The sequence below is a fragment of the Cupriavidus sp. HMR-1 genome (genome assembly GCF_000319775.1).
Lineage (GTDB): Bacteria > Pseudomonadota > Gammaproteobacteria > Burkholderiales > Burkholderiaceae > Cupriavidus > Cupriavidus metallidurans.
In genome coordinates, this window is record NZ_ANKP01000250.1 from 1 (window position 1) to 26,997 (window position 26,997).

The following is a 26,997-nucleotide window of genomic DNA, read 5'->3' on the forward strand; positions in this document are numbered from 1 at the left end:
CGTGGGCGGCGGGGCGGCGTGTCGCGGCGCAGCGGCGTCCACCGGGCGGGCCGCCACCGTTCGCAATACAGAGCGACGGCACGGTGTTCTAGCGCGTCGCGCATGGATCGAACGCACGGAAGCAGGCAGCAGCTAACAGACAGCAGACAACGGAAACGATTCGCTGGCAGCCCCAGGCGTGGCGGGCCCAAGGGCCGCCTTGCCCGAACTTCACGAGAGTTTGTCACTCAAGGAGCGCACCATGAACGATCTGCCAGCCGCGGCTGCGGCCGCGGAGACCTATGTCAACCCCGATAAGGCCACGTCGCCTTCGGTCATGGTCGTGAATCATCCACTGGTGCAGCACAAGGTCACACTCGTGCGCAACGAGGACACCACCACCGACAACTTCCGGCGCCTGGTGCGGGAGATCAGCCAGCTCCTGACCTACGAGGCCACGCGCGACCTGGCGATGGAGATCATCTCGATCCGCACGCCGATCGCGCCCATGCAGTCGCCGGTGCTGTCCGGCAAGAAGCTCTGTCTGGTATCGATCCTCCGTGCCGGCAACGGCTTTCTCGACGGGATGCTGGAACTGCTGCCGGCTGCTCGCGTGGGTCATATCGGCCTGTACCGCGACCCCGAGACGCTGGAGCCGATCGAGTACTACTTCAAGATGCCCGAGGACATCGGCGAGCGGATGGTGATCGTCGTCGACCCGATGCTGGCCACGGGCAACTCGGCCATCGCCGCCTTGAACCGTCTCAAGGAAGCGGGGGTGACCACCATGAAGTATGTCTGCCTGATTGCGTCGCGGCCTGGATTGCGCGCGCTGCAGGCGGCGCATCCCGATGTGTGCATCGTCACGGCGGCCATCGACGAGCAGCTTAACGAGCACGGCTATATCGTGCCCGGTCTCGGTGACGCCGGCGACCGGCTCTACGGCACAAAATGATGGGCGCGCCGGCGCTTGCGCCACCCGTGCGCGAATCGGGAGGCCGTATCCGGCAGGAGAACGAGGCGCAGATCCTGCGCGCCGCGGAACACGTGTTCGCGCGCGCGGGGTTCGCTGGGGCCACGATGGCCGACATCGCGCTGCACGCCGGCATGCCGAAGTCGAACCTGCACTACTACTTCCGGACGAAGCAGGCGCTGTACCGTGCCGTGCTGGCGCACACGTTGCAGCTCTGGCTATCCGAGACCGATATCATCAGCGCCGACCATGCGCCGCGCGTGGCGCTGGAGCAGTACATCCGCGCCAAGATGCGGCTGTCGGCCAGCCATCCGGACGCGTCGCGCGTGTTCGCCAACGAGTTGCTACACGGCGCCCCTGAGATCGGCGGCGTGCTGCGTGAAGCGTTGCGCGAACTGGTGACGCGCAAGGCCATGGTGATTCGCTCATGGATTGAAGACGGTCAGATGGCCCGGGTCGACCCCTATCACCTCTTCTTCACGATCTGGGCCGCCACGCAGACCTACGCGGACTTCGATGCCCAGGTCTGCGCCGTACTGGGCGTCAGCCAGCTCGACACCGAGGACTTCGAACGCGCCACCGAGCACCTGGTGGCGTTGCTGCTGCGTGGCTGCGGGCTGGATCAGAAAGCCTCGCTGGCCTGATCCAGCATCATGCGTGGCAGTTGCCATGCAGTCTTCGTCTACCATTGCCACGTCACCGCCATCGGGATCACAAGGGACGCCTCATGTTCGACACCATCCTGCGCCACTGCAATATGCCTGACGGACGTACCGATATCGATATCGGCATTGCCAACGGCAGGATCGCGGCGGTGGAGCCACGGATCGCGGCAACGGCGGGAGAGGAGATCGACGCCGCTGGGCAGCTTGTCTCGCCGCCGTTCGTCGACGCGCACTTCCATATGGACTCCACGCTGTCATATGGTCTGCCGCGCGTGAACCAGTCCGGCACGCTGCTCGAGGGCATCGCGCTGTGGGGGGAACTGAAGCCGCTGCTTACGCAGGATGCCATCGTCGAGCGCGCGCTGGCGTATTGCGACTGGGCCGTCTCCAAAGGGCTGCTGGCGATCCGTTCCCACGTGGATGTGTGCGATCCGCGCCTGCTGGCCACGGAGGCGTTGCTGCACGTGCGCGAGCGCGTCAGGCCCTACCTGGATCTGCAACTCGTGGCATTTCCGCAGGACGGTCTGTTGCGCGCACCGGATGCGCTCAACAACCTTCGCCGTGCGCTGGACCTTGGCGTCGATGTGGTGGGCGGCATTCCGCATTTCGAGCGCACGATGGCCGACGGCGCGGCGTCGGTGAAGATGCTCTGCGAGGAAGCCGCCGAGCGCGGGTTGCGCGTGGACATGCATTGCGACGAAAGCGACGACCCGATGTCGCGCCATATCGAGACGCTGGCGAGCGAATCGGTACGGCTGGGTTTGCAGGGACGCGTCACGGGTTCGCATCTGACGTCGATGCATTCGATGGACAACTACTACGTCTCCAAGCTGCTGCCGCTGATGCGAGAGGCCGGCGTATCGGCCATCGCCAATCCGCTGATCAACATCACGCTGCAGGGGCGGCACGATACCTATCCCAAGCGGCGCGGCATGACGCGCGTGCCCGAGATGCTTGCCGCCGGCATTCCTGTGGCCTTCGGTCACGACTGTGTGATGGACCCCTGGTACAGCCTTGGCTCGGGCGACATGCTCGAGGTGGCCCACATGGGTCTGCATGTCGCGCAGATGACGGGGCTGGACGCCATGCGCGCGTGTTTCACCGCTGTGACAGAAACGCCGGCACGTATCCTGGGTCTCGAAGGCTATGGGATTTCGCCGGGCTGCCGCGCCGATCTGGTGCTGCTGCAGGCGCGGGACCCGGTGGAGGCGCTCCGCCTGCGCGCGACCCGGCTGGTGGTGATGCGGGCAGGGAAAGTCGTTGCCCGCACGACGCCGGCCACCGCAATGCTGGCGCTCGAGGGGCGACCGGCCAAAGTCGACTTCCAGCTACACCGGGCATGACGGTATGGAGAGTTTTTTGAAGAATCGATGAATTTTGTGTTGACAGAGATGGTCTTGCTCAGCATAATCTCTTTCTTCGCATCGCAGCAGCAATGCAGCGAAACGAAGCCCAGATGGCGGAATTGGTAGACGCACTAGGTTCAGGTCCTAGCGGTGGCAACACTGTGGAGGTTCGAGTCCTCTTCTGGGCACCAAATTCAGAAAAGCCCCGCGCAAGCGGGGCTTTTTTCGTTTCTCCGCCCGGAAAGAAAGGCCCTTGAGGGCCTTTCGCGAGGACGAGAAAAGGTTGCGCTTGCAAGCGCAACCCGGGGTCGCGCATGGGTGACCGAGTCCTCTTCTGGGCACCAGATTCGAAAAGCCCCGCGCAAGCGGGGCTTTTTTCGTTTCTACGCCCGGAAAGAAAGGCTTCCCTCAGCCGTTGCCCACCACCAATCCGCCAACGCCCACGCGCCCTTGCTGCTCCGTAGCGGCGTGGCGCACGACATCCCCCACCATCTCGGCCGTCACGGCGGACAGCGTCCAGCCCAGATGCCCATGCCCTGTGTTGTAGAACACGTTAGCGGCATGGCCCCGACCGACGCGCGGCATCATGTTTGGCATCATCGGTCGCAACCCCGCCCAGGGCACCACGCTGCGGGTGCTGACGCCGGGGAAGCAAGCATGGACCCAGTCGATCAGCGGACGGATGCGATCGGCGCGGATGTCGCGGTCGACGCCATTGAACTCTGCGGTGCCGGCTATGCGGAATCGGTCCACGCCCAGACGGCTGGTGACAAGCTTGGTTTCGTCGTCGAGCAGGCTGACCGTGGGCGCCGAGGCCTGGCTTTCGGCGTCGTTGAGGTTGACCGTGATCGAATAGCCCTTGACCGGGTAGATGTTCACGCGGTCTCCGAGTTGGCGCGCGAATTCGCGGCTGGCAACGCCGGCGCAGACGACCACGGCGTCGAATTCGCGTGATGTCGTCTGGCCATCGTCAGCCGAGACGATCGTTACTCGCCGGCCGCTGGTCGACACGGCGCTCACGTCCTGGTTGTAGAGCATCTGCACGCCCAGTCTGCGCGCCGCCGCAGCGATACCGGTGGTGAACTTGTGGATGTCGCCGGTAGAGTCGCTTTCGGTGTAGTAGCCGCCGTAGTACTCGCCTGCCAGCGTCGGCTCGATGCTTCGCATCTCGTCCGGGGTCACTGCGCGCCGTTCGAGTCCGCCTTCGGTGAGCAGCTTCGAGACTTGCCCTGCGTGATCGAAGCCCGCCTTGTCCCGATAGATATGCAGGATGCCGCGCCGCTTGAGGTCGAAGTCGATGCCCTCCGCCTCCGCCCACGCAAACAGGTGCTGGCGCGCGGCAATGGCAAGCCGCGTGGTCTCCACCGTGTTGCGGCGGTAATGCGGGATCGATGCGATGAACTCGGCGAACCAGCTCAGCTTGTGCCAGGTCGGACGCGGATTGACGAGCAGCGGCGCGTCATTGCGCAGCATCCACTTCAGGCCCTTGGCCAGCGTGGACCAGTGCGTCCAGACTTCCGCGTTGGAGGCGGAGAGCTGTCCGCCGTTGGCGAACGAGGTTTCCATGGCCGCATAGCGGTGCCGTTCGAACAGGGTGACGGAGAACCCGCGTTTGGCCAGGGCGTAGGCCGTCGTGGCGCCGGTGATGCCGCCGCCGATCACTGCAATGGATTTCATGTCGAAGGTCTTTCAGGACGTCGTGGGATGGCAGTCCGCCGCGCACCATGCGCGGTTGCGGACGCCCCCTCTGTCCTTGACCTGAGAGATTCGCGGCACACGAACAATACGCGTGCCGCTTGCTCCTTCGGTACCGCCGGCTGACGTGCAAGCCGGGGTTCTTCAGAGTTCAATGGCGGGTACCGGTCCTTTTGCCTGAGAGTTTCCGGGGCGGTTGCTCCTTCGGCGCTGTGTCGGCCGGGCGGCTGGCACAGACTCTCCCGATACACGCGGGGTAAAACGATGGCAACTATGCCATATAAATCCGCTAGCGGTGCGGATCACCTGGCTTGCGCCCCGTGATCATGGCAGCGACGAGGTTCTCGCGGCCCTTGATGCTCATGACGATGGCCGCGGCCACATGCAGGATCACCAGCGCCAGCAGCCCGTTCGCCAGCCAGCGATGGATGTCGACTGGCAAATCCTCGCCCCAGAACGCATCGAGACGCGAGATCCAGCCGGTGACCGCCAGCGCCAGGATCAGCGCCCACATGGCCAGCATGGCGACGGCGCCCAGCGGCGTATGGCTGACATACCGCGGCGCGCGGCCGGCGACCAGTGCCTTGCCATAAGCCAGCATGGCGGACGGACGTGGCAGCCATGTGCGGAAACGCGCAGGCTGGCTGCCGATGAAGCCCCACAAGACCCGGAACAGCACCAGCCCCGCGGCGATGTAGCCGAGGGTCCGGTGCACCTTGTCTCCGGAGTCCTGGACGAGGTCAAAGCAGACGATGGCCGCCACGCTCCAGTGCGTGAAGCGCACGACCACGTCCCAGACGCGAATCGTGTCGGGGGCGTTCGTCCGGTCCGCGGGCGCCGACATGCTTAGCTGCCGATTTCCGATTTGACGATTTCAAGCGTCTTGGTGTCGAAGTAGATCTCGGCCTTCTTGCCATCCTTGGTCGTGCCGTAGATCTCGTAGCAATTGCCGTCCACCTTGAACTTCTTGATGTTGTAGCCCTGTTCCTGGATCTTGGCCTTGGCATCGGCTTCCGGCATCCATTCGGATTTCGGGTGCTTGGCGCAGTTGGCGCCGGCGAAAGCGGCGGTCGAGAACACTCCGGCAACGAGGAAAGCGGCAATCTTCTGCATGAACTTCTCCGGCAATGAGCCCCGCAAGGGGCGATGGCGGCATCCTAACTCAGAATGAGAGCCATTCTCAACACTGGGTTTCCCAGGGGGTGTCGGGCGCTCGCGGCCCAGCGGCTGGTCTTGGACCATTGCAGTCACCTGGCATACGATGAAACTGCCACGTGGGGGGCTCCAGCTTCTGGCCAATCCGGACCCGCAGGGAGATGTCATGCAGGGCTATCAACTCACCTTCTACACCCAGGAAGGTCGGCGCTATCACGGCAAGCAGCTATCGCACTGGCTGATGCAGGTGATGCGGGAGATGCAGATTCGCGGCGCCACGCACACGGTGGCGGCGGAGGGAATCGGGCACGACCATCGCTTCCACTCCTGGCACTTCATTGAACTTGCCGATCGGCCGGAAGAGGTGACTGTGGTTGCCACGGTCGAAGAGGTGGAGGCGCTGCTGGAGCGCCTGCGTCACGAAGACATCCGCCTGTTCTATGCGAAGACGCCGGTCGAGTTCGGCTTCGTCGGCACGCTCGATATCTGAGCGCCTGGCTCAGGCCGGATTGATGACGGATACCCCGGCACGCGCCGCGGCCCGGGCAAGCCGCGCCACGCCTTCCTCGATCTGCGCCGGATCGGCGCCCACGAACGACAGCCGGAACGCGGGGCGCGCGCGACGCTCTGCATAAAAGCCGGCACCCGGCACGAACAGCACTTTCTCTGCGATGGCATGGGGCAGCAGCGCCGCCGCGTCGTCGATGCCATCCACGGATACCCACAGGAACATGCCACCGGCGGGATCCGCAAACCGGATGCGCGTGCCGAACGCCTGGCGCAACGCCGTCGTCAGCCGATCGCGCTTGTCGCGGTAGACCGCCACTTCCCGCCCGACCTGCGCGGGCAGGTTTCCGGCCTGAAGGTAGTGCGCGGCGGTCAGTTGCAGCCATGGCGGCGTGCACAGGTCCGACACCTGCTTGGCGATCACCGCGCGGCGCACGATCTCCGGCGCGGCCACCATCCAGCCCAGCCGCAGTCCTGGCGCCAGCGTCTTCGACAGGCTCGCGAGATGCACGAGCCACGGGCGCGCGCCGGGTACCTGATTGCAAAGCGCGAGCAGCGACGGCGGCGGCGGACCGTCGAAGCACAGCGCGCCGTAAGGATCGTCCTCGACCAGCACGATCCCGTGCTGTGCCACCAGTTCCAGCAATTGAAGCCGGCGCGCGGGTGACAGCGTGGCGCCGGTTGGATTGGCGAAGGTCGGCACCGTGTAGATCATGCGCGGACGTGCCGGCGCGTCCGCGAGCATCGCCTCCAGTGCGTCGACGTTCATGCCGTCATGGTCAGACGGCACGCCGCGCACGTCAGCGCCGGCCAGCCGCAGTGCCTGCAGCGTGGCCGAGTAGGTGGGTTCTTCCACCAGCACAAGGCTGCCCGGCTCCACCAGCGCGCGCACGAGAAAATCGAAGCCCTGCTGCGAGCCGCTGGTGACCAGCAGTTCGTCCAGGGCGACGGCCGCGCCACGCTCCGCCATCAGGGCCGCCAGCGCCTGGCGCAGCGCAGGCGTGCCCTCCGTCGCACCGTACTGCAGGCACTCGGCAGGACGTTCACGCAATGCCTGCGCGGATGCCGCGCCGATGCCTTCCACGTCGAACAACGCGGCGGACGGATAGCCGCCAGCGAACGAGATCATCTCCGGGTCGGAGAGATACTTGAACAGCTCGCGGATCGGCGAGCCTTGCGGCTCGCGTAGCGCGGGAACGAAGGGGTAGGCGGTCATGGCGCGCTCGTGGTTGCGGACGTCGTGCTTCAGCAGGCCGCGGCGGTCATCTTGAAGATGCCCTGCGCATTGCCGGCGTCGAAGCCCAGGTCCGTGCGCGTGATGGCCTGTGCCTCGTCGACGTAGCGATCGCGCGTGATGAACTCGTAGAACGAACCCGGTACCTCGCGCACCACCTCGTCACCGCTGGCGCCAACGAACGCGCGGCGAACCGGATCGGCGCGGAACGCGGTCTGCTTCACGCGGCCGCTTTGCGACACCTCGACCTTCTCCTTCATGGGGCGGCCCACACGCTTCTGTTCGTCCGATACCGCGAAGACGTCCTCCACGCGGTCGGTGGCGTGGTTGAATGCATTCCCTTCGGTGGCGATCCACGCCATCTCGGACGACTCGGCCAGCAGGCGTTCGTAGTCGTTCAGATGCGGTGTGGCGTGCTGACGCTCGAAGCAGCCGGCCAGCAGGTCGATCAGCTCCCCGGCATCGGCCAGCGGCAGCGCGCCGTCACGTTCCAGTTCCCACAGTAGCGACTGCGCGCGCGGCGTGAGCGGATCGACGGAGTTGCCGACGACGTGGCTCACGGCTTGCTGGAATTCCTCGCTATAGCGCTCGGGATGGAATTCGCTGAGGAAGAACTGCGCGATTTCCTCCGGCGCATCGGCGTGGGCATACGAGCGGCCCGTCATGCCGATGCGGTCGAGCGGATACGTGCCATTGAGGCGGTAGCCGAGCGGGCGCAGGATACGCGTGAAGGCTGCCTCGCCTGCGGGCAACGCGCCGTTCTCCTGCCAGCGCACGGTGCGCAGCGCGCCGTGGTCGAAGTGCACCTTGCCGCCCGCGGCCGCTACATCCTCCGTGTAGGCCTTGCCGGTGGGCACGCGATCCAGGATGCCGGCGAACAGCACCAGGTTCAGCGCATGAGCGATCTCGGCGCGCGTGGGGTGACCCAGCTTGCCGGTCGGCAGCGTGGGTGTGGCCACCAGTTGCGAGAGCCGCGTGGCGGCTTCGGTGCCGAGGCTAAGGGATACGAGCGAGGTGACGTTGGAAATCATGATGAGATGCCGCGCGGGGACGCGCGGAAAGGCAGTTGGAATAACGTAGGTGGTTTTCAGTCCACCGAGGCGCCGGACAGTCGGACGATGTCGCCCCACTTCTGGCGATCCTTCTTCAGAACCTCGGCGAAGGCATCGGGCGTGCTCGGTGCCGGTTCGGCGCCGAGTTCGCGCATCTTGGCCTGCACGGCGGGCTCGCCGAGCACGCGCGTCAGGTCCTGGCTAATCTTCTGCGCCACGGCTGCAGAGGTACCACGCGGTGCGAGCAGACCGAACCACGGGCTGGCGTCGAAGCCTGGCACCGGGCCGGCGGCGGCGACGGTTGGCACATTGGGCAACGCCGACGAGCGTGCCGGCGTGGTCACCGCCAGCGCCTTGAGCTTGCCCGAACGGATGAACGGCAGCGAAGCCGGCAGGTTGTCGAACATCACGTCGACGCTGCCGCCCATCAGGTCGGCGATGGCCGGGCTGCTGCCCTTGTAGGCGACGTGGCTCATCTCCGTGCCAGTCATGCGCTGGAACAGTTCGCCCGCGAGGTGCGTGGAGGTGCCATTGCCGGCCGATGCCATGTTCACGTGTTTCGGATGCGCCTTCAGATAGGCGATCAGTTCGCCCAGCGTCTGCACATGGGCGCGCTCGGCGAAGGCCGGTGACACCACGACCACGTTCGGCACCTTGGCGACCATCGTCACCGGCACGAAGTCGGCGCCGGCGTCGTAGGGCAGCTTCTTGTACAGCGTCGGATTGATGCCGAACTCGCCCACCGAGCCCATCAGCAGCGTGTACCCGTCGGCCGGGGACTTGGCCGCCGTGCCGGTGCCGACGATGCCGCCCGCGCCCGGACGGTTGTCGACGAGGACGGTTTGCTTCCACTGGATCGCGAGCTGGTCGCCGATCAGGCGCGCCACCATGTCGGTGGTGCCGCCCGGTGGATACGGCACGATGATGCGTACGGGTTTGGCCGGGAATTCCTGGGCGGCGGCGATGCCGGGAACAGCCGCGCCGAATGCGAGGCCGGCAGCTGCGAGGGCGCTGATCAAACGCTTCATGTTGTCTCCCTGTCCTGCTTGTCTTTGTTCGTTCTGGGGTGCCGCGTTAAGAGGGGGCGCGGCGGTGCGAGTTCGAATCGTTCCTCATCAAGCTGACGGTTTCAAGCGAGATTTCGGTATAGGATGATGACTTTTAGTCAACAAGTCCGTCCCCGCCTCATGCGCCAACGTCTTCCGAGTCTGTCCAACCTGCGTGCCTTCGACGCGGCGGCGCTGCATCTGAATCTGCGGCGCGCGGCGGCGGACCTGTACATCACGGAGAGCGCGGTATCGCGCCAGATCGCCTCGCTGGAAAGCCTGCTTGGCGTGCAGCTTTTTCACCGGGCCAATCAGCGCATCACGCTGACGGCGGCGGGGGTGCTCTACAGCCGCCAGGTGCGCGAGATGCTGCGCAAGCTGCAGCGCGACACGCTGGACATCATGGCGCACGAAGGTGTGGGTGGCACGGTGGAACTGGCGTGCGTGCCAACGCTGGCCGTCGAGTGGCTGATTCCACGGCTGCCGGGTTTCTATGCCCGCCACCCGCAGGTCATCGTCAACATCCGCGCGCAGTCGGATGTCTTCCTGTTCGAGGGCACGCCGTACGACGCGGCGATCCACTTCGGCGAGGCGGTCTATCCGGGCGCGCGGGTGGACCGGATGTTCGGCGAGGAGTCGGTGGCCGTCTGCCATCCAGACTTTTTTGGCGGCAAGAAGCGGGTCAGCGTCAACGACATCGCGCGATCGCCGCTGCTGCACCTGGTCACGCGCAGCTTCGGCTGGAAGCAATGGATGGAGGCCGCCGGCATTGACGATGTCAATGCGTTGCGCGGCGCGCGCTATGACCACCACAGCATGGTCATCAGCGCGGCGCGCGCGGGGCTTGGCATCGGGCTGGTGCCGCGTTTCCTGGTGGAGGAGTACCTGACGCGCGGGCTGCTGGTGACACCCGTGGCGCGATCACTGCGCGCGACGAGTGCGTACTACCTCGTGGTGCCCGACAACCAGCCAATGAGCGATGCGATGGGGCACCTGCGCGAATGGTTGCTGGAGGCAGCGGGTGAGTTCGTGGGCGTCGCGACGTAGAGGGAGCCTCGAGGGAACGACCTTGTGACTTCGCGTTGTGACTTCGCGTTGCGCCAAGGCTTGAGTGCCGTATACGATGGGGTACGGAACATGGTCGTGGTCCCGGAAACCCATGCCAAGGTGTGGCTTTCCCAACTAGTGCACGTGTTCTAGTCTTGAAGACTGTCTGGCGCAGTCAGCGTCTGAAGCTATAACCATACTCACTCCCCATGCCAAACGACCCGATCGAACCCCAGGCCGTCTATCAACCTATTACCCGCAGCGCGATCTTCATCGTCGCGACGCTGACGCCCGGTGCCGAGCACGCCGCGACCGTGCGCGCCTGGTGCGCGGATGTCGCAGCGCTCGTGCGGTCCGTCGGCAAACGTGTGCCGGGCGGCAACCTGTCATGTGTCTGCGGCTTTGGCACCAACGCCTGGGATGCACTGTTCGGGGGCCCGCGTCCCGCATCGCTACATGCATTCCGCGAGTTCGGCGCCGGCGATCGACGCGCCGTGGCCACACGGGGCGATCTGCTGCTGCATATCCGCGCGGAACATATGGATCTGTGCTTTGAACTCGCGACTCAGTTGATCGGCCGGCTCGGCGCGGCGGTGACCGTGGTCGACGAAGTGCATGGCTTCCGCTACTTCGACATGCGCAGCATGGTGGGCTTTGTTGACGGCACTGAGAATCCAGTGGACCGCGAAGCCGTGGATTTCACGATCATCGGTGACGAGGACCCATCGTTCGCAGGCGGCAGCTACGTGATCGTGCAGAAGTACCTGCATGACATGACCGGCTGGAACGAGCTTTCCGTCGAGGCGCAGGAGCGCATCATCGGGCGGACCAAGTTGTCCGACATCGAACTCGATGAGTCGGTCAAGCCGACGTGCTCGCACAGCTCGCTGACGACGCTGGAAGAGGACGGCAAGGAAGTGAAGATCCTGCGTGACAACATGCCGTTTGGCTCGCCCGGCAAGGGCGAGTTTGGCACCTATTTCATCGGCTACGCGCGCTCGCCCGCGCCAATCGAGCAGATGCTCGAGAACATGTTCGTCGGGCGTCCGCCGGGCAACTACGACAGGCTGCTCGACTACAGCAAGGCAGTCACCGGCAGCCTGTTCTTCGTGCCGTCTCAAGCGCTGCTCGAAGCGCTCGCGGAACGCAACCCATAGACCACGGGCCTAGAGCGGGGCTGCGGGCTGGGAAGTGACCTGTCCTGCTTCTTCGATGGCATGGAGCCCGGCGCGGGCCGCGACGATGATGACGGCCTCGGCATGTCCGTCGAGGCCGAGCGCCAATCGTTGAATCGACTGACGTGTTCAGCGAGCAGGCGCTGGGGCTGCCGCAGCGCGCCAAGGCCACTTCAGACGCCACTGCATCCGATTCGCACCAAAAAAACTGACCCTGTCATACTCCCGTAATACCCACACTGAGAGCATGGACTCCATCATTGTTCGTGGTGTGGGACAATCGCGCCCCATCGGGTAAGGGTTTTCCCGGTATTCGCGTGAACAAGGTGCGCAATGAAATCGATCGACTGGAAGGACTGGGAAATCTTCTGCCGCGTGGTGGAAGGGGGCGGCTTCACACAGGGGGCCGAACTGGCCGAAGTCCCGAAGTCATCGGCGAGCGCCGCGGTGGCGCGGCTGGAAGGGCAACTCGGCGTGCGATTGTTCGAGCGGACCACGCGTCGGGTGCGCGTCACTCAGCGCGGCCAGCAACTATATGATCGCGTGGCGCCACTGTTCGGCGAACTGCGCGAGATCAGCGCGGAAGCGGCGTCCGTCAGCGAAGAGGTCAGCGGCACGATCCGCATCGCCACACCCTATGAAGTCGGTTCGCAGCACCTTTCGCCGACGGTGAACCGGCTGCTCAAGCTGCATCCCTCGCTGCGCGTGCAACTCGATGTGAGCTGGGACCAGCCAGACCTGATCCGCCACGGCTACGACCTGGCCTTCGTCATGACAGACACGGGGTTGAGCGATAGCTCGTTTGCCAGCAAGCGGGTGGTGCTGATCGAACGCGCGTTCTATGCCGCGCCGTCCCTGATTCGCGAGCGCGGACTGCCGCGCACGCCGCAGGATTTGCAGGGCTGGCCCACGGTCGGCAATCTTGACGATACGCGTTGGGAATTCCTGCGCGATGGGGTGGAAACCTTCGCCATGGATGTGGAACCCCGCATCTGCACGCACAACGCGGAAGTCCGGTTTAATGCCGCGGTGGATGGCCTGGGCGTGACGCGCCTGTCGCCGCGATTTGTGCGCGAGGCACTTGTGGAGGGCAAGCTCGTGCGCGTGCTGCCTGGCTACGCATCGTCCCCGCTGAAGGTCTATGTGCTGATGCCCGCCCGCAAGCTGATGCCGGCCAGCGTGCGCGCATTTCTGGATGCGCTCGAGGAAACGCTGGGTGTGCCGGAAACGCGTCGGCCCGGAGTGCGCGTGACGGCCGCAACGCGCATTGAGGAGCGCGCGGAAGATCAGAACGATGACGATGGCGAGCCCACCGTCATCACCCTCGACTGAGCGTCAGAAAGGCTGGTCGCCGCTGCGGGCGTCGAAGCCCAGCGTGTCGGCGATTTCCAGCATTTCGTCGTCGTCCTCGCTGCGCGTGATCCAGCCGGCATAGGCATCGCCGCCCGTATCCCAGTTCCAGAGCGTGTAGCCCGCCACGCGGAGCTGATCGGCCGCCAGCTCCATGAGTTCGGGCACGCTGGTGCCTTCGAGGAAATCCTCATCCTCGGTATCGTCGGTGCCCCAGTCGATCTCGAGATCGATACGCTCGCATAACTGGTTCAGGCAGCCGATGAAGGACTCCACGTCCTTCCAGTCGACATAGAAGCCTGATTCCCAGTCGATGATCTCCTTGATCTGAGAGAGCAATGCCTCCGCATCGACGTCGTCTTCCTCGGCGTCTTCCAGGGCTTCCTCTAGGAGCGTGAGCTGCCGTGTGGTCTGTTGCGTGTCGCCCAGGTTGATCAGCGCGAACAGCCGGCTTACGGCGTCCTGCGCATCGTCTTCCAGTTCTATCGCCATCTGTTCTCTCCTGCCGCTACCTTTCCGATTTCATTTTGCCCACGCGGTGTCACGCGCAGCGCGCGCGACGTGCTTGTAGGTTCTATCCAGCCGCGCGCCAGCATCGCCTGCAGCATCGCGGCCCCGAGCGCCCCGCCCAGATGCGGCTTGCGCTCGCTCCAGTCGGGGCACGTGCAGGCGAACTGCCGCCGCTTGCGCCGCGCCGCATCCACGTCGATCCCCAACTGCCCCATGGCCTGCGTGCCATCTCCGGTCAGGTCGACCCGCGTGCCGTCCACGGCGATCCAGCCCGCCTGCGACATTCGTTCGAAAAGCCCCACAGCAAGTTCCCCGGCCAAATGGTCGTAGCAAGTTCGTGCCTGCTTCAGCGCAGGCGGCGTGGTGCGCGAAACGGGCACGGCACGCATGCGCGGCGGCTGGCTGGCCAGCGACGCGGTGGCCAGCGCCTCGATGGCCACGCCAATTTCCGGCGTGGCAAGCCGATAGTAGCGATTGCGCCCGCGAGTTTCCACCACCAGCAAACCGCCTTCGGAGAGGCGGGTCAGGTGTCCGCTGGTCGATGACGCGGACAATCCGGCGATCAACGCCAGTTCGCCGGCGGGCCGGGCGCTGCCGTCCATCAGCGCCCATAGCATCGCAGCGCGACCCGGGTCGGCCAGCAGCCCCGCAAGCTGGCTAATGCCAGGAGCGAATTCCATAGTTCATGCTTCCGTGAAGGGACGGATGCAGTATAGGGGAGTCGGGGAGGGCCGCACTGAGCAGTGCAAACGAAGTCCTTGCTAGCAGACTATGTTCTTACTAGTAAATTAAGCTCTTGTGAAGAGACGAAATCGGCGCACGCGAAGCGACCGTCCTGGCGGTCCAAAAAGGACGCTGGAGAAACGTACGGTGGCGGGGACAGGCTGGATCGCGAGCGTTGCGACCTCATTTATGTCGATGATGAGCGGGCGCAAGTCATCGTCCTCCAAGGCCACGATTCGGACCGAGTCGAACGAGCCACTCCAGTCAAGAAGTGCAACGCCTTGACCACGTCGATTGGTAGCGATTGTTTCAAACGTGCTGTAAGTGCCGGGCCATTGTGGTTATCCGATAAGCTGATCGAGGAGGACCATAGTCGACCCTGAGCGGGCGTCGAAACTTCCCAAAAGCAGACGTTCTCAGGACTTACCGGCTCAAGGTAGGGGTAGGGCTTCGCCATCGCGCCGCTACGCACACATTTTGCGCGGGTGGTTGGGTGTGAGGGCAAACGGGCGGTCCGGGCGATCCCACCTGCGTCCCCGCCCTCAAGCATCGCCCTTGTTCCGCCGATTTCTCGTGCAATGTACCTCCGCCATGTTGCGTGGCGGGTACTCCGCATCGGCGAGAAGAACAATGGGTAGGTTCGATAATTTGATTCCGAGCTTTGACGGCGAGGGTGACGATAACAGCCGCAATCACGGCGGTACGGCCGCCGGCGGACATCACTCCGCGGGGAATTACGCCGACAACGTCCCGTTTGGCGCCAGGTAGGGGCACGGTTTTGCCGCGGAGCGTGCAAATGACCTCTATGACCGTCTAACGGGCCGAGACGCTCAACTGGTGGGTGGCAACAACGCGAAGGACGGTCCTGATGGGATCGTGGACGGGAGTGTCATCCAGACCAAATACTGCGCAACGGGTAAGAGATGCATTGAAGAGTGTTTCGACGGTGACCGCTTCCGGTACACCACCGACGGCAAGCCCATGCAGATCGAAGTCGCTTCGGATACATACCCCGAAGCGCTCGTCGAGATGCAGGAGCGGATCCGTAAGGGGCAGGTCCCGGGCGTAAAGAACCCCAAAGAAGCCGAGAACTTGGTTCGCAAGGGGAACTTCACGTACGCCCAAGCGAAGAACATCGCCCGTTTCGGCACCATCGAAAGCCTGACCTATGACGCGGTCAACGGCATATCGGTGGGTCGACCATGGGCGTTACCGCCATCATTACCCTGACCGTCAAGCTGTGGAACGGAGAACATACAAGCGGGATTTCGCCATCAAGCTGTGGTTGCCATTCGTCGAAGAGCAAGTTCGCAAACGCGCGTACGTTGCGCTGCCGTCATCCAAGCAGCTTTCCGATTCGATCGTCCGGATAGCAGGGCAGATCGAACCCGACGAGCCATTTGCAGAGTACGCCAAGGCGGAGACCTTGGATGTGCCGGACGAGATCTATCGAAAGATCACTGGCAAGGGCGGCGAGCCGGCACCAAAGGTGCCTGCGCAAAATGCGATGCCCACTGGCGATGAATTAGGCAACAAGGACGTGCGTGAACTCATTCGCGAGCATTGGGGGGGCGACGTGAACAAACTCGAGGCACCTCGGAACAAGGCTGCCAAGGAGGGCGCGTCCGAGGGTTTCTTCGCGCGGACAAGAGTTCGTGGAGCAAAATTGGCTGGGCAGTGGTCGCGCCTGCTCAAAATTCGCACACTCTGGCAAGGTGACAGCTCCGAAGGAGACTTGGATACGCCCATGTACGGGAGGGGGTAATGCGGTTTGCCACGTCGCTATCTGGAGCAAGGTCTGTCCACAAAGGAGATCGCGCGGCGACTGGACGCGAGTCTGCGCACCCTCCACTAATGGATCGACATAGGGCAACTCGATCGCTCACGGGATAACGAGTCACTGCGGTACAGATGCCGCCCGTCCGTGCCGCACAAGATCGAAGAGTTTCGCGGCATCATCACGGCGCGCCTGGCTGAATATCCTAGGTTGACCGCGATGCGGCTGTTCGAGGAGATTTGCGCTGCCGGCTACCAGGGCGGCTATTCGCAGGTCAAGGACTTCGTGCGAGGAGTTCGCACAAGTGCCGTCTCCCAGCCAGTCGTGCGTTTCGAGACGCCGCCCGGACGGCAGGCTCAAGTTGATTTCGCCGCATTTCGGCTGCCGTGTGGCAGACGCTATGCCTTGTTCGTCCGCTTCACTACGGTCGCTGCCATCTGGCCTATTCGCGTGCGGGGGCGTCTTGCGCCAGAGGCAGCTACAGACTCTTCTGGGACATCAAGCGTCTGAGGTGGATTGTCGGTAGCGCTTCAACACTCAGTCATTCACTCTGGTGTCTCAATGGCCGCCACGTTCCGACATGCCTGGCGCGGCGCTAGCACGGCCGGCTCTGCGCTCGTGTGAGCAGCACGTGCAATCGCGCTAGCGACGTCGTCAATCAAACCGACGTTGGAATCAAGTACACCGCTGACGGCATGACCTACGCCGGTCAAGACCAATTGTTCGACGTGCTCGGCGTGAACCGCGTTGCGAACGAGATCGCCCCCAATGGCTGCTGGTACCACGTCGTCTTCACTAGCCTGAATGACGGTAACGCGGCCAGCGAAGGATTGGATCGCCGAGAAGATCTCGGATCTTCGCCAACTCTCATGGTTGCGCAGAATCTCGGTGAATCTAGGGCCAAAGGCGACATCGAATGCCGCAGGGTCGTACGCGGCGCCGACAATGGTGACAAGTCCCGAAATTCTATGCGACGCTTGCACCGCAAGACGCACCGCAATCTCACCGCTCATGCTCACACCGACAACCACGCGCGGCTCATCGGCGTCAACATAGCCTAACGCGTGGCAAGCTTCCGAGTATCGCTTTGCAAGCGAGCCAGGAGTTCTGGCGCTACTGTCACCGTGTCCCGAAAAATCGATGGCAACGGAGCCAACACCTTGCTTCGCAAGCGCAAGGCGCAAATGCAACCAACGCGCACGACTGCTGCTACCGGCGCCATGAAGGAACAAGCACTGCGTTTTTCCGTTCGCCGAAATACGGTCTGCGGCCAGGGTTTCGGTTCCTGCCTCAATTGCGAAAGTGTCTACTGAATGCATGTGCAGCGCATGAGCCTCTGTCGAGATTGCCGTTCAACGCTACTTCAGTGATCCGCCTTCGTCCCAAAATAGCCATGGCCTGAATGGTACGTTTTTTAGCTCCAGGCGTCAGACTTTGAGCTGAGCGGGGCTTGGTGGCTTTTCGCTCGGCCCCACTCCCATCACACAGTCACTTTGCTGTAGGCATCGCGAACTCAGCCCCACGCGCCGTGTCGTTGGGCCAGCGTTGCATGATGCTCTTCTGACGGGTGTAGAAGCGCACGCCTTCTTCGCCATAGGCATGCATGTCGCCAAACAGCGAGCGCTTCCAGCCGCCGAAGCCATGCCAAGCCATCGGGACAGGAATTGGCACGTTGATTCCCACCATGCCCACTTCGATGCGTCGGGCAAACTCGCGTGCGACTTGACCGTCGCGGGTGTAACAGGCGACACCGTTGCCGAACTCATGGCCGTTGATGAGCTTCACGGCCTGGGCGAAGTCGTCGACACGCACGCAGCCAAGAACCGGGCCGAAGATCTCTTCCTTGTAGATGCGCATCTCGGGAGTGACATTGTCAAACAGTGTCCCGCCCGTAAAGAATCCTTGCTCGTGGCCAGGAACCTTGTAGTTCCGTCCGTCGACGAGAAGCGTGGCGCCCTCTTCAACTCCCAGCGCAATGTAGTTTTCAATGCGTTCGAGTGCTTGGCCCGTGACGACTGGGCCCATTTCCGCGTCGGCCTCCATGCCGTTCTTGATAACGAGTTCGCGTGCTCTGGCTTCGAGCTTTGGCATGATCTTGTCGGCTACGTCGCCCACGAGCACTGCCACGGAGATGGCCATGCAGCGTTCGCCAGCGGAGCCATATGCAGCGCCGATCAATCCATCCACGGCCTGATCAATGTCCGCATCGGGCATCACCACCATGTGGTTCTTCGCACCGCCCAGCGCCTGGATGCGCTTGCCCAGCTTTGCGCCCGTTTCGTAGATATAGTTGGCGATAGGGGTCGAGCCAACGAAGCTCACGGCCTTCACGTCATCGTGGTGCAACAGTGCATCGACAACCGTCTTGTCCCCCTGAATGACGTTGAACACGCCGTCGGGAAGTCCCGCTTCCTTAAGGAGGCGAGCCATGAAGAGCGATGCCGATGGGTCGCGCTCGCTGGGCTTCAGAATGAAGCAATTTCCTGTGGCGATGGCGACCGGGAACATCCAGCACGGCACCATGCATGGGAAGTTGAACGGCGTGATACCCGCGACAACGCCGAGGGGCTGGCGCAGCGTCCAGTTGTCCATGCCCGTCGACACCTGATCAGTGAAGTCGCCCTTCAGCAGTTGAGGCACGCCGCAGGCGAATTCGATGATGTCGATGCCACGGCTGACTTCGCCTGCTGCATCGCTCAGTACCTTGCCGTGCTCGGCTGTGATGATCGCCGCAAGCTCGTCCTTACGTTGGTTCATCAGTTCCAGGAACTTTAGCATCACCCGCGCTCGGCGAATGGGGGGTGTGTCCGCCCACTTGGGAAATGCAGCTACCGCCGAGGCCACAGCGGCGTCGACGTCCTCGGCCGTGCCCAGGCGAACTTGGCGTGCTACTGCGCCAGTGGCGGGATTGAACACCGCCTGAGCGCGCTTGCCATTGCCTTCATACGGCTCGCCGGAAACGTAATGAATCACCTCGGAAGGGTTGGTGTAGGGCGCAGTCATGGGCGTCTCCTGTCAGTACTGGGCGGGGCGGAATTGCCCGTCGCGTTATCGATGGTTGGAGTGTATGGACCGAGTCGCCGCCCGGGTAGTCGCTCGAGAGCGAACTTACTGTTCAGGATTTTGATCTGCTGCCATGCTATAGATGTGAAACACGGTCGACTACATGTGCTGATTAGAGAGGTTCATGATGCGTAAAGAGCAGGTTGAGGAACTTTGGGAGCACCTACATTGGCTCGTCGTACTGCAGCAGCAGGGCAGCTTTAGTAAAGCCGCCGCGCGTCTCGGCGTTAGCAAAGCCTCCATGAGCCAGCACATTACGGATCTCGAGAAGGCGGCAGGTATCGCCCTGGTTCAAAGGACCACGCGTAGCGCTAGTTTGACCGACGCCGGTCGGCAACTGGTGGAGTCCATGCGTGGCGCATTCGAGCAGATTGCAACGGGGTACGCCAATGTCCGTGACCTTGCCGGGGCGCCGCGAGGCTTCCTGCGCGTGACAGCGCCGGTGGCCTTTGCGAGGCAGCAACTTGTGCCGTGTCTGCCTGACTTCTTGCGGAAGTATCCCCAGATTCAGCTAGAGCTGGATATGTCGGATCGCTTGCGGCCGTTGGCTCAAGAAGGCTTCGATATCGCCGTCAGACATACCTCCGCCCCACCGGAAACCCACGTCGCATGGACGTTGGCGGCGACGCGCGCCGTTCTCGTAGCTAACCGAGCATACCTGCGTAGCCGAGGAGCGCCAGAGACGCCGCAAGCGCTAGTCGATCATGCGTGTCTCCACTATCCACGGCGACAAGGAACGACCACTTGGACGTTTGTTTCGTCCGTTGCTGGCTCCGGCGGACGGTACGCTGATCCGGTGACAGTCCCGGTCACGGGGCCGCTAGCGGTGAACAACAGCGAAGCGCTGCGTGATGCTGCGATCGAAGGCTTAGGTATCGCGCTATTGCCGGACTTCAGCGCGCAATCTGCCTTGGAAACTGGCCGTCTTGTCGAGGTCTTGCCGCACTGGCGCTCCACCGGAGCATTTGGCGACTGGCTCTACGCCATCCGGCCTTATTCAGCGCACGCCTCGCGGGTCTCGCAGGTGTTTGTGGACTACTTGCGCGAGACGTTTTCAGAGGGCTTTACGTCCACGCCACCCACACTGATCTGAGATAGTGAGAAACAAGTAATCCATAAGCCATTTTTTGTTCTTTAGTTCAAAAAATATCAAGTAATAAATCATTGATTCAGAAATATCGATTACTTAAACTCATTTCAACTCAACCACAAAAGACTACGGCCGAAAAACGGCCGGGTACGGAGACAAATGCTCGGTTCCGAACTCGTCATTCGAGCGCTCGCGCGCCGCGGTGTCACTACGATCTTCAGCCTGTCTGGCAATCAGATCATGCCGCTGTATGACGCCTGCATCGATGCCAACATCCGCATCGTGCATGTCCGGCATGAAGCCGCAGCGGTGTTCATGGCAGATGCTTGGGCGCAGATGACAGGGGAGATCGGCGTAGCCATGCTCACGGCTGCGCCTGGAATCGCTAACGGCATTGCGCCGCTGTACTCGGCATCCCAAGCGGAAAGCCCGGTCCTGTTGCTCTCGGGCGACTCCCCCGTCTCTGAGGACGGGATGGGATCCTTTCAGGAACTGGACCAGGTCGCGATGACTTCGCCTTTAACCAAGTGGTCGAAGCGAGTAACCGACGCGCGGACCTTGGCTTCCGCGGTCGACACAGCGATCTCCATAGCGATGGCAGACCGCCGTGGCCCGGTTCACCTGGCGCTTCCATTCGATCTGATGACTCGCGAATCCGAGGTAGATGCTTTGCCTCAACAGATTCCGAAAACGCCGCCGGTGGAACCGGGGAGCGCGGCCGTTGAATCGATCGTAAACCTGATTGGTCAGGCACATCGACCGCTGGTCCTTGTGGGACCGTCGCTGTGCCGCGGGGCGAGCAAAGCTTCCCTGCGTCTGAGCAGCAAGGCATTGAGTGCTCCCATTGTGCCGATGGAGAGCCCGCGTGGCCTGCGCGATCCTTCCCTCGGCGCCATCGCCGAGGTAGTCGCGGAGTCGGACCTGATTGTGTTGTTGGGCAAACGCCTTGATTTCACGACTGGATTTGGCCGCGAAAACGTCTTCGGCAAAGCAGCACGGGTCGTCGTCGTCGATGCAGACGTCGAGATGGTACGGCGGGCAGAGCGGCTACTCGGTGACCGCCTGGCTGCCCGTTGCGTAGCGGACGTTTCCGCGACGCTGAATGCTCTGACGTCCGCAACTCATACTCCCCGCGGCGACCGGGGGGCATGGATGGAGCGTGTAGCGGCGACGAGCCTTGAGCGTGGCGCCCCGGCTTCCCCAACCACCTCCGGCATCCATCCTCGCGCACTTTGCGAGATGGTAGACGCCTTTCTGCGCAATGCCCAATCGCCCGTTCTTGTTTGCGACGGCGGTGAATTCGGTCAATGGGCGCAGGCGTACTGCAACGCTCCGACGCGGATCATCAATGGCATGTCAGGTGCCATCGGCGGTGGCATCTGCTATGCCATCGCGGCAAAGATCGCCCGGCCTGAGTCAACGGTGGTGTTGCTGATGGGTGACGGCACAGCCGGCTTCCATCTTTCTGAATTTGATACGGCCGTACGCGAACAGGCTGCAGTTGTGGCCGTAGTGGGTAACGATTTGCGCTGGAACGCCGAACACGTGATTCAACAACGCACCTATGGCGAGGATCGCCTGCTTGGCTGCTCTTTGAGCGCAACCGCTCGTTATGACGCTGCAGTGGCTGCCCTTGGCGGATTCGGGGCCTTGGTGGAGCGCCTCGACGAACTGGCCCCCGCCCTCGAAGCCGCCATCGACAGCCAGCAGCCCGCTTGCATCAACGTTCAGATGGAAGGACATCCAGCGCCGGTCTTTGCACGCAACCAGGTTGGCGCGTCAGCGCATTGAATGAAACGGGAGAAAGTGATGGAGGCGACAAAGGCCGCGCAACGCACGCTTACGGTACGCATTGCCCGCGGCACAGAGGAAGGAAACTTTGAGACGTATGAGGTGCCATGGCGCGAGAACCAGACCGTGCTTGATGTGGTGACCGAGGTGCAACGTCGCATTGATTCAACGTTGTCCTACCGCTTCGCATGCCGCGTAGGTGTGTGCGGGTCCTGCGCGATGACGGTGAACGGCAAGCCGCGCTGGACATGCCGAACCCACGTCAGTCGGGTCGAAGAGGATGGCGTGATTGTCATCGAGCCGTTGCGTAACATGCCGCGCATCAAGGACCTGGTGGTCGACATGTCGGAGTTCTTCGAAAAATGGAAGAAGGCCGGTAGCACCTTTGTCGGCACCGCCACCCGTAACGACCCGCCTGCTGCGGTGTCTCCGCAAAGCAAGAAGCGAAAGATGGCGGATGCCGCTATCGAGTGCATCAACTGCGGCGTCTGCTATGCCTCCTGCGACGTGGTGGCGTGGGACAAGGAATACCTGGGGCCGGCGGCGCTGAATCGCGCGTGGACGCTTTTCAACGACGAACGTCACGCAGACCCGAAGGATGTGCTGAAGAAGGCAACCTCTGGTAGCGGATGCAATTCCTGCCACACGCAGGGAAACTGCATGACCCACTGCCCCGTCAGCCTGAGTCCGACTGGCAGCATTGCGGGTCTGAAGAAGAATGCACTGCTGCAGTTCCTGAAGGGAGGTGGCTGATCATGGAGCAGCGTCTCTTCGCCCTCCAGCGCCTAAGCGCGATGGTCATGGCGCCGTTCGTGCTCGTGCACCTTGGCGTGATTCTGTATGCGGTGCGCGGTGGACTGACCGCAGCAGAAATTCTCTCCCGCACACAGGGCAGCCTCCTCTGGATCCCGTTCTACTCGCTGTTCGTGGTGAGCGTGGCAGTCCATGTGCCAATCGGGCTGCGCAATATCCTGATCGAGTGGGCAAGGGTTGGCCGCAGTGCTGCATCGGTCTTCTGTTTTTTGTTTGGGCTGTTGCTGCTGTCGATGGGTCTGCGCGCCGTGGCAGCCGTGGGAGGGCTGCTGTCATGAAGTCTCCGAGAAATCACCGTGCATATTGGGCGTTTCTTGGGCACCGGCTGTCGGGTCTTGCGCTTGGCATCTTCCTGCCCGCTCACTTCTATGTCCTGGGTCTCGCACTTGACCAGCGGGACCGTATGGACGCCTTCCTGAAGTTTGCCGATATGGGCGCCGTCAAGTTTGGCGAATGGGGTCTGGTATTGCTCTTGTCCATTCACATGTGCTTTGGCCTACGACTGTTGGCGCTGGAGCTTCTCCCATGGAGTACCACGCGTGATGCGCGCTTGTCGTGGATCAGTTGGGGAGGTGCGCTTTCGCTCTTCATCGGCGCCATCTTTGCTCTGGGGGTAATCTGAAATGCAAATCGATAATCACAAGACAGACATCCTGATCCTGGGCACGGGTGGGGCAGGATTGTTTGCAGCCTTGCATGCCAAGAAGGCTAATCCCGCGCTCAAGGTATCCGTGGCTGTCAAGGGCCTGCTGGGAAAGTGCGGCTGCACGCGGATGGTCCAGGGCGGCTACAACGTGGCGCTGTCCACTGGCGATTCGATCGAGCGACATTTCATGGACACGATTGAGGGCGGCAAGTGGCTACCGCGTCAGGACCTAGCTTGGCGCCTCGTCGAAGGTGCAATCGAGCGCGTGCGTGAACTTGAGAATGAGATTGGATGCTTCTTCGATCGCAACCCGGACGGAACGCTGCATCAGAAAGCATTCGCAGGTCAGAGCTTCGATCGTACGGTTCACAAAGCTGACCTGACTGGCATTGAGATCATCAACCGCCTGATGGAGCAGGTGCGGGCGCTCGATGTGGAGGAGTTGGAGGAGCATCGGGCCATCGAGCTGATTCCGGCGGCGGATGGCTCGGGTATCTCCGGCGTGCTGTTCATCGATATGCGCCGCGGTACCTATCGATTTGTCCAGGCCAAGGCCGTTCTGCTGGCGACGGGTGCGGGCCCGACGATGTATCGTTACCACACGCCTTCCGGCGACAAGACCTGTGATGGCCTGGCGATGGCCATGCGCTACGGCCTGAGTCTCCGGGATATGGAGATGGTCCAGTTCCATCCGACGGGTTTGTTGGGCGGTCCCGATACCCGCATGACGGGTACGGTGCTTGAGGAAGGACTGCGAGGCGCCGGCGGTTGGTTAATCAATGGCAACGGTGACCGCTTCATGACCAACTATGACCCTCGTGGAGAGCGCGCGACGCGGGACGTGGTCAGCCGTGGCATCTACTCCGAAATGCGCGCCGGTCGGACTGGACCAATGGGGGGCGTCTATATCCAGATGAGCCATCTTGGGCCGGAGAAGGTCGCAAAGACCTTCCCAGGGATGGTTAACCGATGCAAGGATTGCGGCTTCGACCTCGCTGGCGGACGCGTGGAGGTCGTGCCAACCGCCCACTATCTGATGGGTGGCGTGGAGTTCGATGTCGATTGCAGTACTGCGTCTCCGGGCCTGTTTGCGGCCGGGGAAGATTGCGGTGGCGTGCATGGCGCCAATCGGCTGGGCGGAAACGGCGTGGCAAATTCGACCGTATTTGGCGGCATTGCGGGTGATTCCATGGCGGCGTATGTATCGAAGGTGCAGCACTGGAAGGAACCGGACAAGCGGGTCATCCTGAGCGGCGTCGAGCGCGCCGAGTATCCCTTCTCGAAGACGCCGGGCGCGATACACGAACTGCGCGATGTACTGGCGCAAACGATGTGGGATGACGTTGGCGTGCTGCGCAATGAGCAGGCGATGCGCCGAGGACTTTCTTCCATCGCTGGCCACCGCGAGGCCCTGCTAGCCATGGGCGTTCCGGATGGTGACCGGCGCTACAACGTCACCTGGCACGACTGGCTCAATCTGCAAAGCCTGGTGGACATGTCTCGGGTGATTACCGTATCTGCGCTCGCTCGCGAGAACAGCCGGGGAGCCCACGCGCGCGAAGATTTTCCGGAGCCCGGCGATCTGCACAGCAGTTGCTATACCCGCGTGACGGCAGATGGCGATGACATTCGCCTGGAAATGGTTCCGGTGAAGTTCAACATCGTTACGCCAGGCAAATCACTGATAACCGGTGAGGCCGGTCAACCCCCAAAAGTTGCAGCATAAGGACCGCTACGATGACCATCTCTATCGATCGGGTCGAGGAAGCCGCGCTCGAAATCATGAAACGCGCCGCGATCGAGATCCCCAAGGACTACAAGGAAGGCATCCAGGCATTGCAGAAAACGGAGACTGGCAAGCTGCCGCGATTCGTGATCCACGCGATGCAGGACAACTGGGACGCCGCCGACCAGGACCGCCGTCCAATGTGCGCCGATACTGGATTGCCTCGCTACTACGTGAAGGTGGGAAACAACGCGGCGGTGCAGCGCGGTTTCGTTGCAGTCGAGCGCGCTTTACGCAAGGCAACGGCAGACGCCACGCTGGCGGTTCCGCTGCGCCCCAATCGCGTGCACCCCCTCTGGCGCACTGATAACAACAACAACGTTGGCATCAATGCACCCGAGATCGAGTGGTCATTCGAACCCGACGCCGATTGGGTAGACATCACTACCGTCCACAAGGGCGGACTGTTCGGCACCGATTACCGGATGTTGTTTCCCGGGGACGGCATTGACGGGATCAGGCGGTTCGTGCTCGACACCCTGATTGCATTCGGCAAGCGTGGCCTGGCCTGCCAGCCAGCGATTGTTGGCATCGGCCTGGGCGGCTCCAAGGATACGTGCATGCAGCTTGGCAAGCAGGCGGCTTGCCTCCGTGTCGTGGGTGACCGCAATCCCGACCCGAAGATTGCCGAGCTGGAACTTGAACTCATGAAGCTCGGTAATTCGATCGGCATGGGTGCGATGGGCTTCGTGGGCTCGTCAATGGTGGTCGACTGTCATATCGAAGTAGGCCACACCCATACGGGAGGGATGCCCATCAGTCTCCATACGTTCTGTCTGTCTTCGCGACGTGCCACGGCTCGTATCCATGCAGACGGCAATATCGAATATCGCACGGACCCTCAGTGGTTCACCCCTTATCTGCGCAGGGAGACGGTCGAATGGTAAGCCCTCAAGATGATGAACTGAAAGTATTCCACATCAACCTGCCCGCGACAACGGAAGACATCGCCAAACTCGAACTCGGATCCGCCGTCTACTTGACGGGGGTAATTTATACGGCCCGGGAAGGCGTCTACAAAAAGGTGCTCGACGAAGGCCTGGAACCCCCGGTTGATTTGCGTGGGCTCAGCAATGTCAATTTTCATTGCTCACCAGCCGCCGCGCCCAATGAGGACGGGAGCTATAACGTTGGCGCCGTCACTGCCACTGCGAGCTTTCGCTTTTCCAAGTGGATACCGAAGTGGATGGAAAAGACGGCGTGTCGCATCTTCATCGGTAAGGGTGGCATGCCGGCTGACGACTACAAGCGGGTGCTCGCGCCTGGCGGGGCCATCTACCTCACGACCGTTGGCTATGGAACCGGGGCGCTGCTCGGCCGTGGCATCAAGCAGGTGAAAGACGTTTTCTGGCTCGACGAACTAGGCATCGCGCAGGCGATGTGGATGTTCGAGGTGGAGAACTTCGGTCCGTTCATTGTTGAGAGCGACCTGGAGGGCAACTCGCTGTTCGCGCAGCACGCCGAAGTCATCAACGCTGGGATCGAAAAGCTCTACGCTGGTCTCAAGCCACCGGCATTACACCGATACGGCGAAACGGATGACCGCAAGAACGAGGTGATGTAAGGACATTCTT

Annotated in this window: 29 protein-coding genes, 1 tRNA gene and 1 riboswitch; of the genes, 20 read left to right on the plus strand and 10 right to left on the minus strand. The window is 62.5% G+C overall.

The window, feature by feature from the left end; all coding sequences use genetic code 11:
• From D769_RS32035 to D769_RS26695, 5 genes are all read left to right on the plus strand, one after another.
• Nucleotides 1-92: DUF1688 family protein (locus D769_RS32035; RefSeq protein ID WP_152415076.1), on the plus strand; the 92-nt coding region annotated here is incomplete at its 5' end.
• Nucleotides 93-241: 149 nt separating this feature from the next.
• On the plus strand, nt 242-934 hold the full coding sequence (upp, locus tag D769_RS26680; protein ID WP_008651376.1) for a uracil phosphoribosyltransferase: 693 nt from the start codon (nt 242-244) through the stop codon (nt 932-934).
• Nucleotides 934-1,596 (plus strand): TetR/AcrR family transcriptional regulator, encoded by a 663-nt coding sequence (locus D769_RS26685; RefSeq protein WP_008651378.1) that lies wholly within the window; start codon nt 934-936, stop codon nt 1,594-1,596. The genes upp and D769_RS26685 overlap by 1 nt, the downstream gene beginning before the upstream one ends.
• 83 nt (nt 1,597-1,679) lie before the next feature.
• Complete coding sequence (locus tag D769_RS26690; RefSeq protein WP_008651380.1) at nt 1,680-2,960, plus strand: amidohydrolase family protein; 1,281 nt, start codon at nt 1,680-1,682, stop codon at nt 2,958-2,960.
• A gap of 107 nt (nt 2,961-3,067) precedes the next feature.
• A tRNA-Leu gene (locus tag D769_RS26695) sits at nt 3,068-3,154 on the plus strand.
• 217 nt (nt 3,155-3,371) lie between these two features.
• On the opposite strand, the gene D769_RS26700 is transcribed toward D769_RS26695, so the two are convergent.
• The 3 genes from D769_RS26700 to D769_RS26710 form a co-directional block, all read right to left on the minus strand.
• Nucleotides 3,372-4,640 carry a D-amino acid dehydrogenase gene (locus D769_RS26700; RefSeq protein WP_008651381.1) on the minus strand — a complete coding sequence of 423 codons (1,269 nt, stop codon included), beginning with the start codon at nt 4,638-4,640 and terminating at the stop codon, nt 3,372-3,374.
• Nucleotides 4,641-4,813: 173 nt separating this feature from the next.
• Nucleotides 4,814-4,913: riboswitch (glycine riboswitch) on the minus strand.
• 34 nt (nt 4,914-4,947) lie between these two features.
• On the minus strand, nt 4,948-5,502 hold the full coding sequence (locus D769_RS26705) for a cytochrome b/b6 domain-containing protein (RefSeq protein ID WP_008651383.1): 555 nt from the start codon (nt 5,500-5,502) through the stop codon (nt 4,948-4,950).
• A 2-nt stretch (nt 5,503-5,504) separates the two neighbouring features.
• Complete coding sequence (locus D769_RS26710; protein ID WP_008651386.1) at nt 5,505-5,771, minus strand: PepSY domain-containing protein; 267 nt, start codon at nt 5,769-5,771, stop codon at nt 5,505-5,507.
• Nucleotides 5,772-5,979: 208 nt separating this feature from the next.
• Here D769_RS26710 and D769_RS26715 point away from each other — a divergent pair, with 208 nt between their 5' ends.
• Nucleotides 5,980-6,303 carry a DUF190 domain-containing protein gene (locus D769_RS26715; protein ID WP_008651388.1) on the plus strand — a complete coding sequence of 108 codons (324 nt, stop codon included), beginning with the start codon at nt 5,980-5,982 and terminating at the stop codon, nt 6,301-6,303.
• 9 nt (nt 6,304-6,312) lie between these two features.
• On the opposite strand, the gene D769_RS26720 is transcribed toward D769_RS26715, so the two are convergent.
• The 3 genes from D769_RS26720 to D769_RS26730 are packed head-to-tail and all read right to left on the minus strand — an operon-like array spanning nt 6,313 to nt 9,634.
• On the minus strand, nt 6,313-7,536 hold the full coding sequence (locus D769_RS26720; RefSeq protein WP_008651390.1) for a PLP-dependent aminotransferase family protein: 1,224 nt from the start codon (nt 7,534-7,536) through the stop codon (nt 6,313-6,315).
• Nucleotides 7,537-7,565: 29 nt separating this feature from the next.
• Nucleotides 7,566-8,585 carry a DUF1338 domain-containing protein gene (locus tag D769_RS26725; protein WP_008651391.1) on the minus strand — a complete coding sequence of 340 codons (1,020 nt, stop codon included), beginning with the start codon at nt 8,583-8,585 and terminating at the stop codon, nt 7,566-7,568.
• A 56-nt stretch (nt 8,586-8,641) separates the two neighbouring features.
• Nucleotides 8,642-9,634, minus strand: a complete 993-nt coding sequence (locus D769_RS26730) for a tripartite tricarboxylate transporter substrate binding protein (protein ID WP_008651392.1) — start codon at nt 9,632-9,634, stop codon at nt 8,642-8,644.
• Between the two features lie 159 nt (nt 9,635-9,793).
• Between D769_RS26730 and D769_RS26735 the strand changes: the two genes are divergently transcribed.
• The 3 genes from D769_RS26735 (at nt 9,794) to D769_RS26745 (ending at nt 13,206) form a co-directional block, all read left to right on the plus strand.
• Complete coding sequence (locus tag D769_RS26735) at nt 9,794-10,699, plus strand: LysR substrate-binding domain-containing protein (protein ID WP_008651393.1); 906 nt, start codon at nt 9,794-9,796, stop codon at nt 10,697-10,699.
• 209 nt (nt 10,700-10,908) lie between these two features.
• A complete protein-coding gene (locus D769_RS26740) occupies nt 10,909-11,856 on the plus strand; it encodes a Dyp-type peroxidase (protein ID WP_008651394.1) in 948 nt (315 codons plus the stop codon).
• Between the two features lie 351 nt (nt 11,857-12,207).
• Nucleotides 12,208-13,206 (plus strand): LysR family transcriptional regulator, encoded by a 999-nt coding sequence (locus D769_RS26745; protein ID WP_008651395.1) that lies wholly within the window; start codon nt 12,208-12,210, stop codon nt 13,204-13,206.
• 3 nt (nt 13,207-13,209) lie between these two features.
• Here the strand turns inward: D769_RS26745 and D769_RS26750 are convergent, their stop codons facing one another.
• Both D769_RS26750 and D769_RS26755 read right to left on the minus strand, forming a co-directional pair.
• Nucleotides 13,210-13,716: a hypothetical protein gene (locus D769_RS26750; protein WP_008651396.1), complete on the minus strand. Its 507-nt coding sequence runs from the start codon at nt 13,714-13,716 to the stop codon at nt 13,210-13,212.
• Entirely contained in the window at nt 13,707-14,414 is a 708-nt protein-coding gene (locus D769_RS26755; RefSeq protein ID WP_008651397.1) for a helix-turn-helix transcriptional regulator, read from the minus strand. Before D769_RS26755 ends, D769_RS26750 begins: the two co-directional genes overlap by 10 nt.
• An 880-nt stretch (nt 14,415-15,294) precedes the next feature.
• On the opposite strand from D769_RS26755, the gene D769_RS26760 reads away from it, so the two are divergent.
• From D769_RS26760 to D769_RS32040, 3 genes are all read left to right on the plus strand, one after another.
• Nucleotides 15,295-15,687, plus strand: coding sequence for a hypothetical protein (locus tag D769_RS26760; RefSeq protein WP_008651398.1), 393 nt, complete (start codon nt 15,295-15,297; stop codon nt 15,685-15,687).
• A 10-nt stretch (nt 15,688-15,697) separates the two neighbouring features.
• Complete coding sequence (locus tag D769_RS26765) at nt 15,698-16,222, plus strand: hypothetical protein (protein ID WP_008651399.1); 525 nt, start codon at nt 15,698-15,700, stop codon at nt 16,220-16,222.
• Between the two features lie 159 nt (nt 16,223-16,381).
• The gene (locus tag D769_RS32040) at nt 16,382-16,744 is read left to right on the plus strand and encodes a hypothetical protein (protein WP_152415079.1); all 363 of its coding nucleotides are present in this window, start codon (nt 16,382-16,384) and stop codon (nt 16,742-16,744) included.
• A 35-nt stretch (nt 16,745-16,779) separates the two neighbouring features.
• Here D769_RS32040 and D769_RS31475 read toward each other — a convergent pair whose 3' ends face one another.
• Both D769_RS31475 and D769_RS26775 read right to left on the minus strand, forming a co-directional pair.
• Nucleotides 16,780-17,553, minus strand: a complete 774-nt coding sequence (locus D769_RS31475; RefSeq protein WP_081596867.1) for an alpha/beta fold hydrolase — start codon at nt 17,551-17,553, stop codon at nt 16,780-16,782.
• Between the two features lie 169 nt (nt 17,554-17,722).
• The gene (locus D769_RS26775) at nt 17,723-19,237 is read right to left on the minus strand and encodes a CoA-acylating methylmalonate-semialdehyde dehydrogenase (RefSeq protein ID WP_008651402.1); all 1,515 of its coding nucleotides are present in this window, start codon (nt 19,235-19,237) and stop codon (nt 17,723-17,725) included.
• 187 nt (nt 19,238-19,424) lie between these two features.
• Between D769_RS26775 and D769_RS26780 the strand changes: the two genes are divergently transcribed.
• The 8 genes from D769_RS26780 (at nt 19,425) to D769_RS26815 (ending at nt 26,987) form a co-directional block, all read left to right on the plus strand.
• Entirely contained in the window at nt 19,425-20,390 is a 966-nt protein-coding gene (locus D769_RS26780; RefSeq protein WP_035884529.1) for a LysR family transcriptional regulator, read from the plus strand.
• Between the two features lie 156 nt (nt 20,391-20,546).
• Complete coding sequence (locus D769_RS26785) at nt 20,547-22,178, plus strand: thiamine pyrophosphate-binding protein (protein ID WP_008651405.1); 1,632 nt, start codon at nt 20,547-20,549, stop codon at nt 22,176-22,178.
• Between the two features lie 18 nt (nt 22,179-22,196).
• On the plus strand, nt 22,197-22,931 hold the full coding sequence (locus D769_RS26790) for a succinate dehydrogenase/fumarate reductase iron-sulfur subunit (RefSeq protein WP_008651407.1): 735 nt from the start codon (nt 22,197-22,199) through the stop codon (nt 22,929-22,931).
• 2 nt (nt 22,932-22,933) lie between these two features.
• Entirely contained in the window at nt 22,934-23,269 is a 336-nt protein-coding gene (locus D769_RS26795; protein ID WP_008651409.1) for a hypothetical protein, read from the plus strand.
• Nucleotides 23,266-23,613 (plus strand): succinate dehydrogenase cytochrome b subunit, encoded by a 348-nt coding sequence (locus D769_RS26800; RefSeq protein WP_008651411.1) that lies wholly within the window; start codon nt 23,266-23,268, stop codon nt 23,611-23,613. Before D769_RS26795 ends, D769_RS26800 begins: the two co-directional genes overlap by 4 nt.
• Before the next feature lies 1 nt (nt 23,614).
• A complete protein-coding gene (locus D769_RS26805; RefSeq protein WP_008651413.1) occupies nt 23,615-25,363 on the plus strand; it encodes an FAD-binding protein in 1,749 nt (582 codons plus the stop codon).
• A gap of 11 nt (nt 25,364-25,374) precedes the next feature.
• On the plus strand, nt 25,375-26,310 hold the full coding sequence (locus tag D769_RS26810; protein ID WP_008651414.1) for a fumarate hydratase: 936 nt from the start codon (nt 25,375-25,377) through the stop codon (nt 26,308-26,310).
• Nucleotides 26,304-26,987 (plus strand): fumarate hydratase C-terminal domain-containing protein, encoded by a 684-nt coding sequence (locus D769_RS26815; RefSeq protein ID WP_008651415.1) that lies wholly within the window; start codon nt 26,304-26,306, stop codon nt 26,985-26,987. The genes D769_RS26810 and D769_RS26815 overlap by 7 nt, the downstream gene beginning before the upstream one ends.
• Nucleotides 26,988-26,997: the final 10 nt, after the last annotated feature.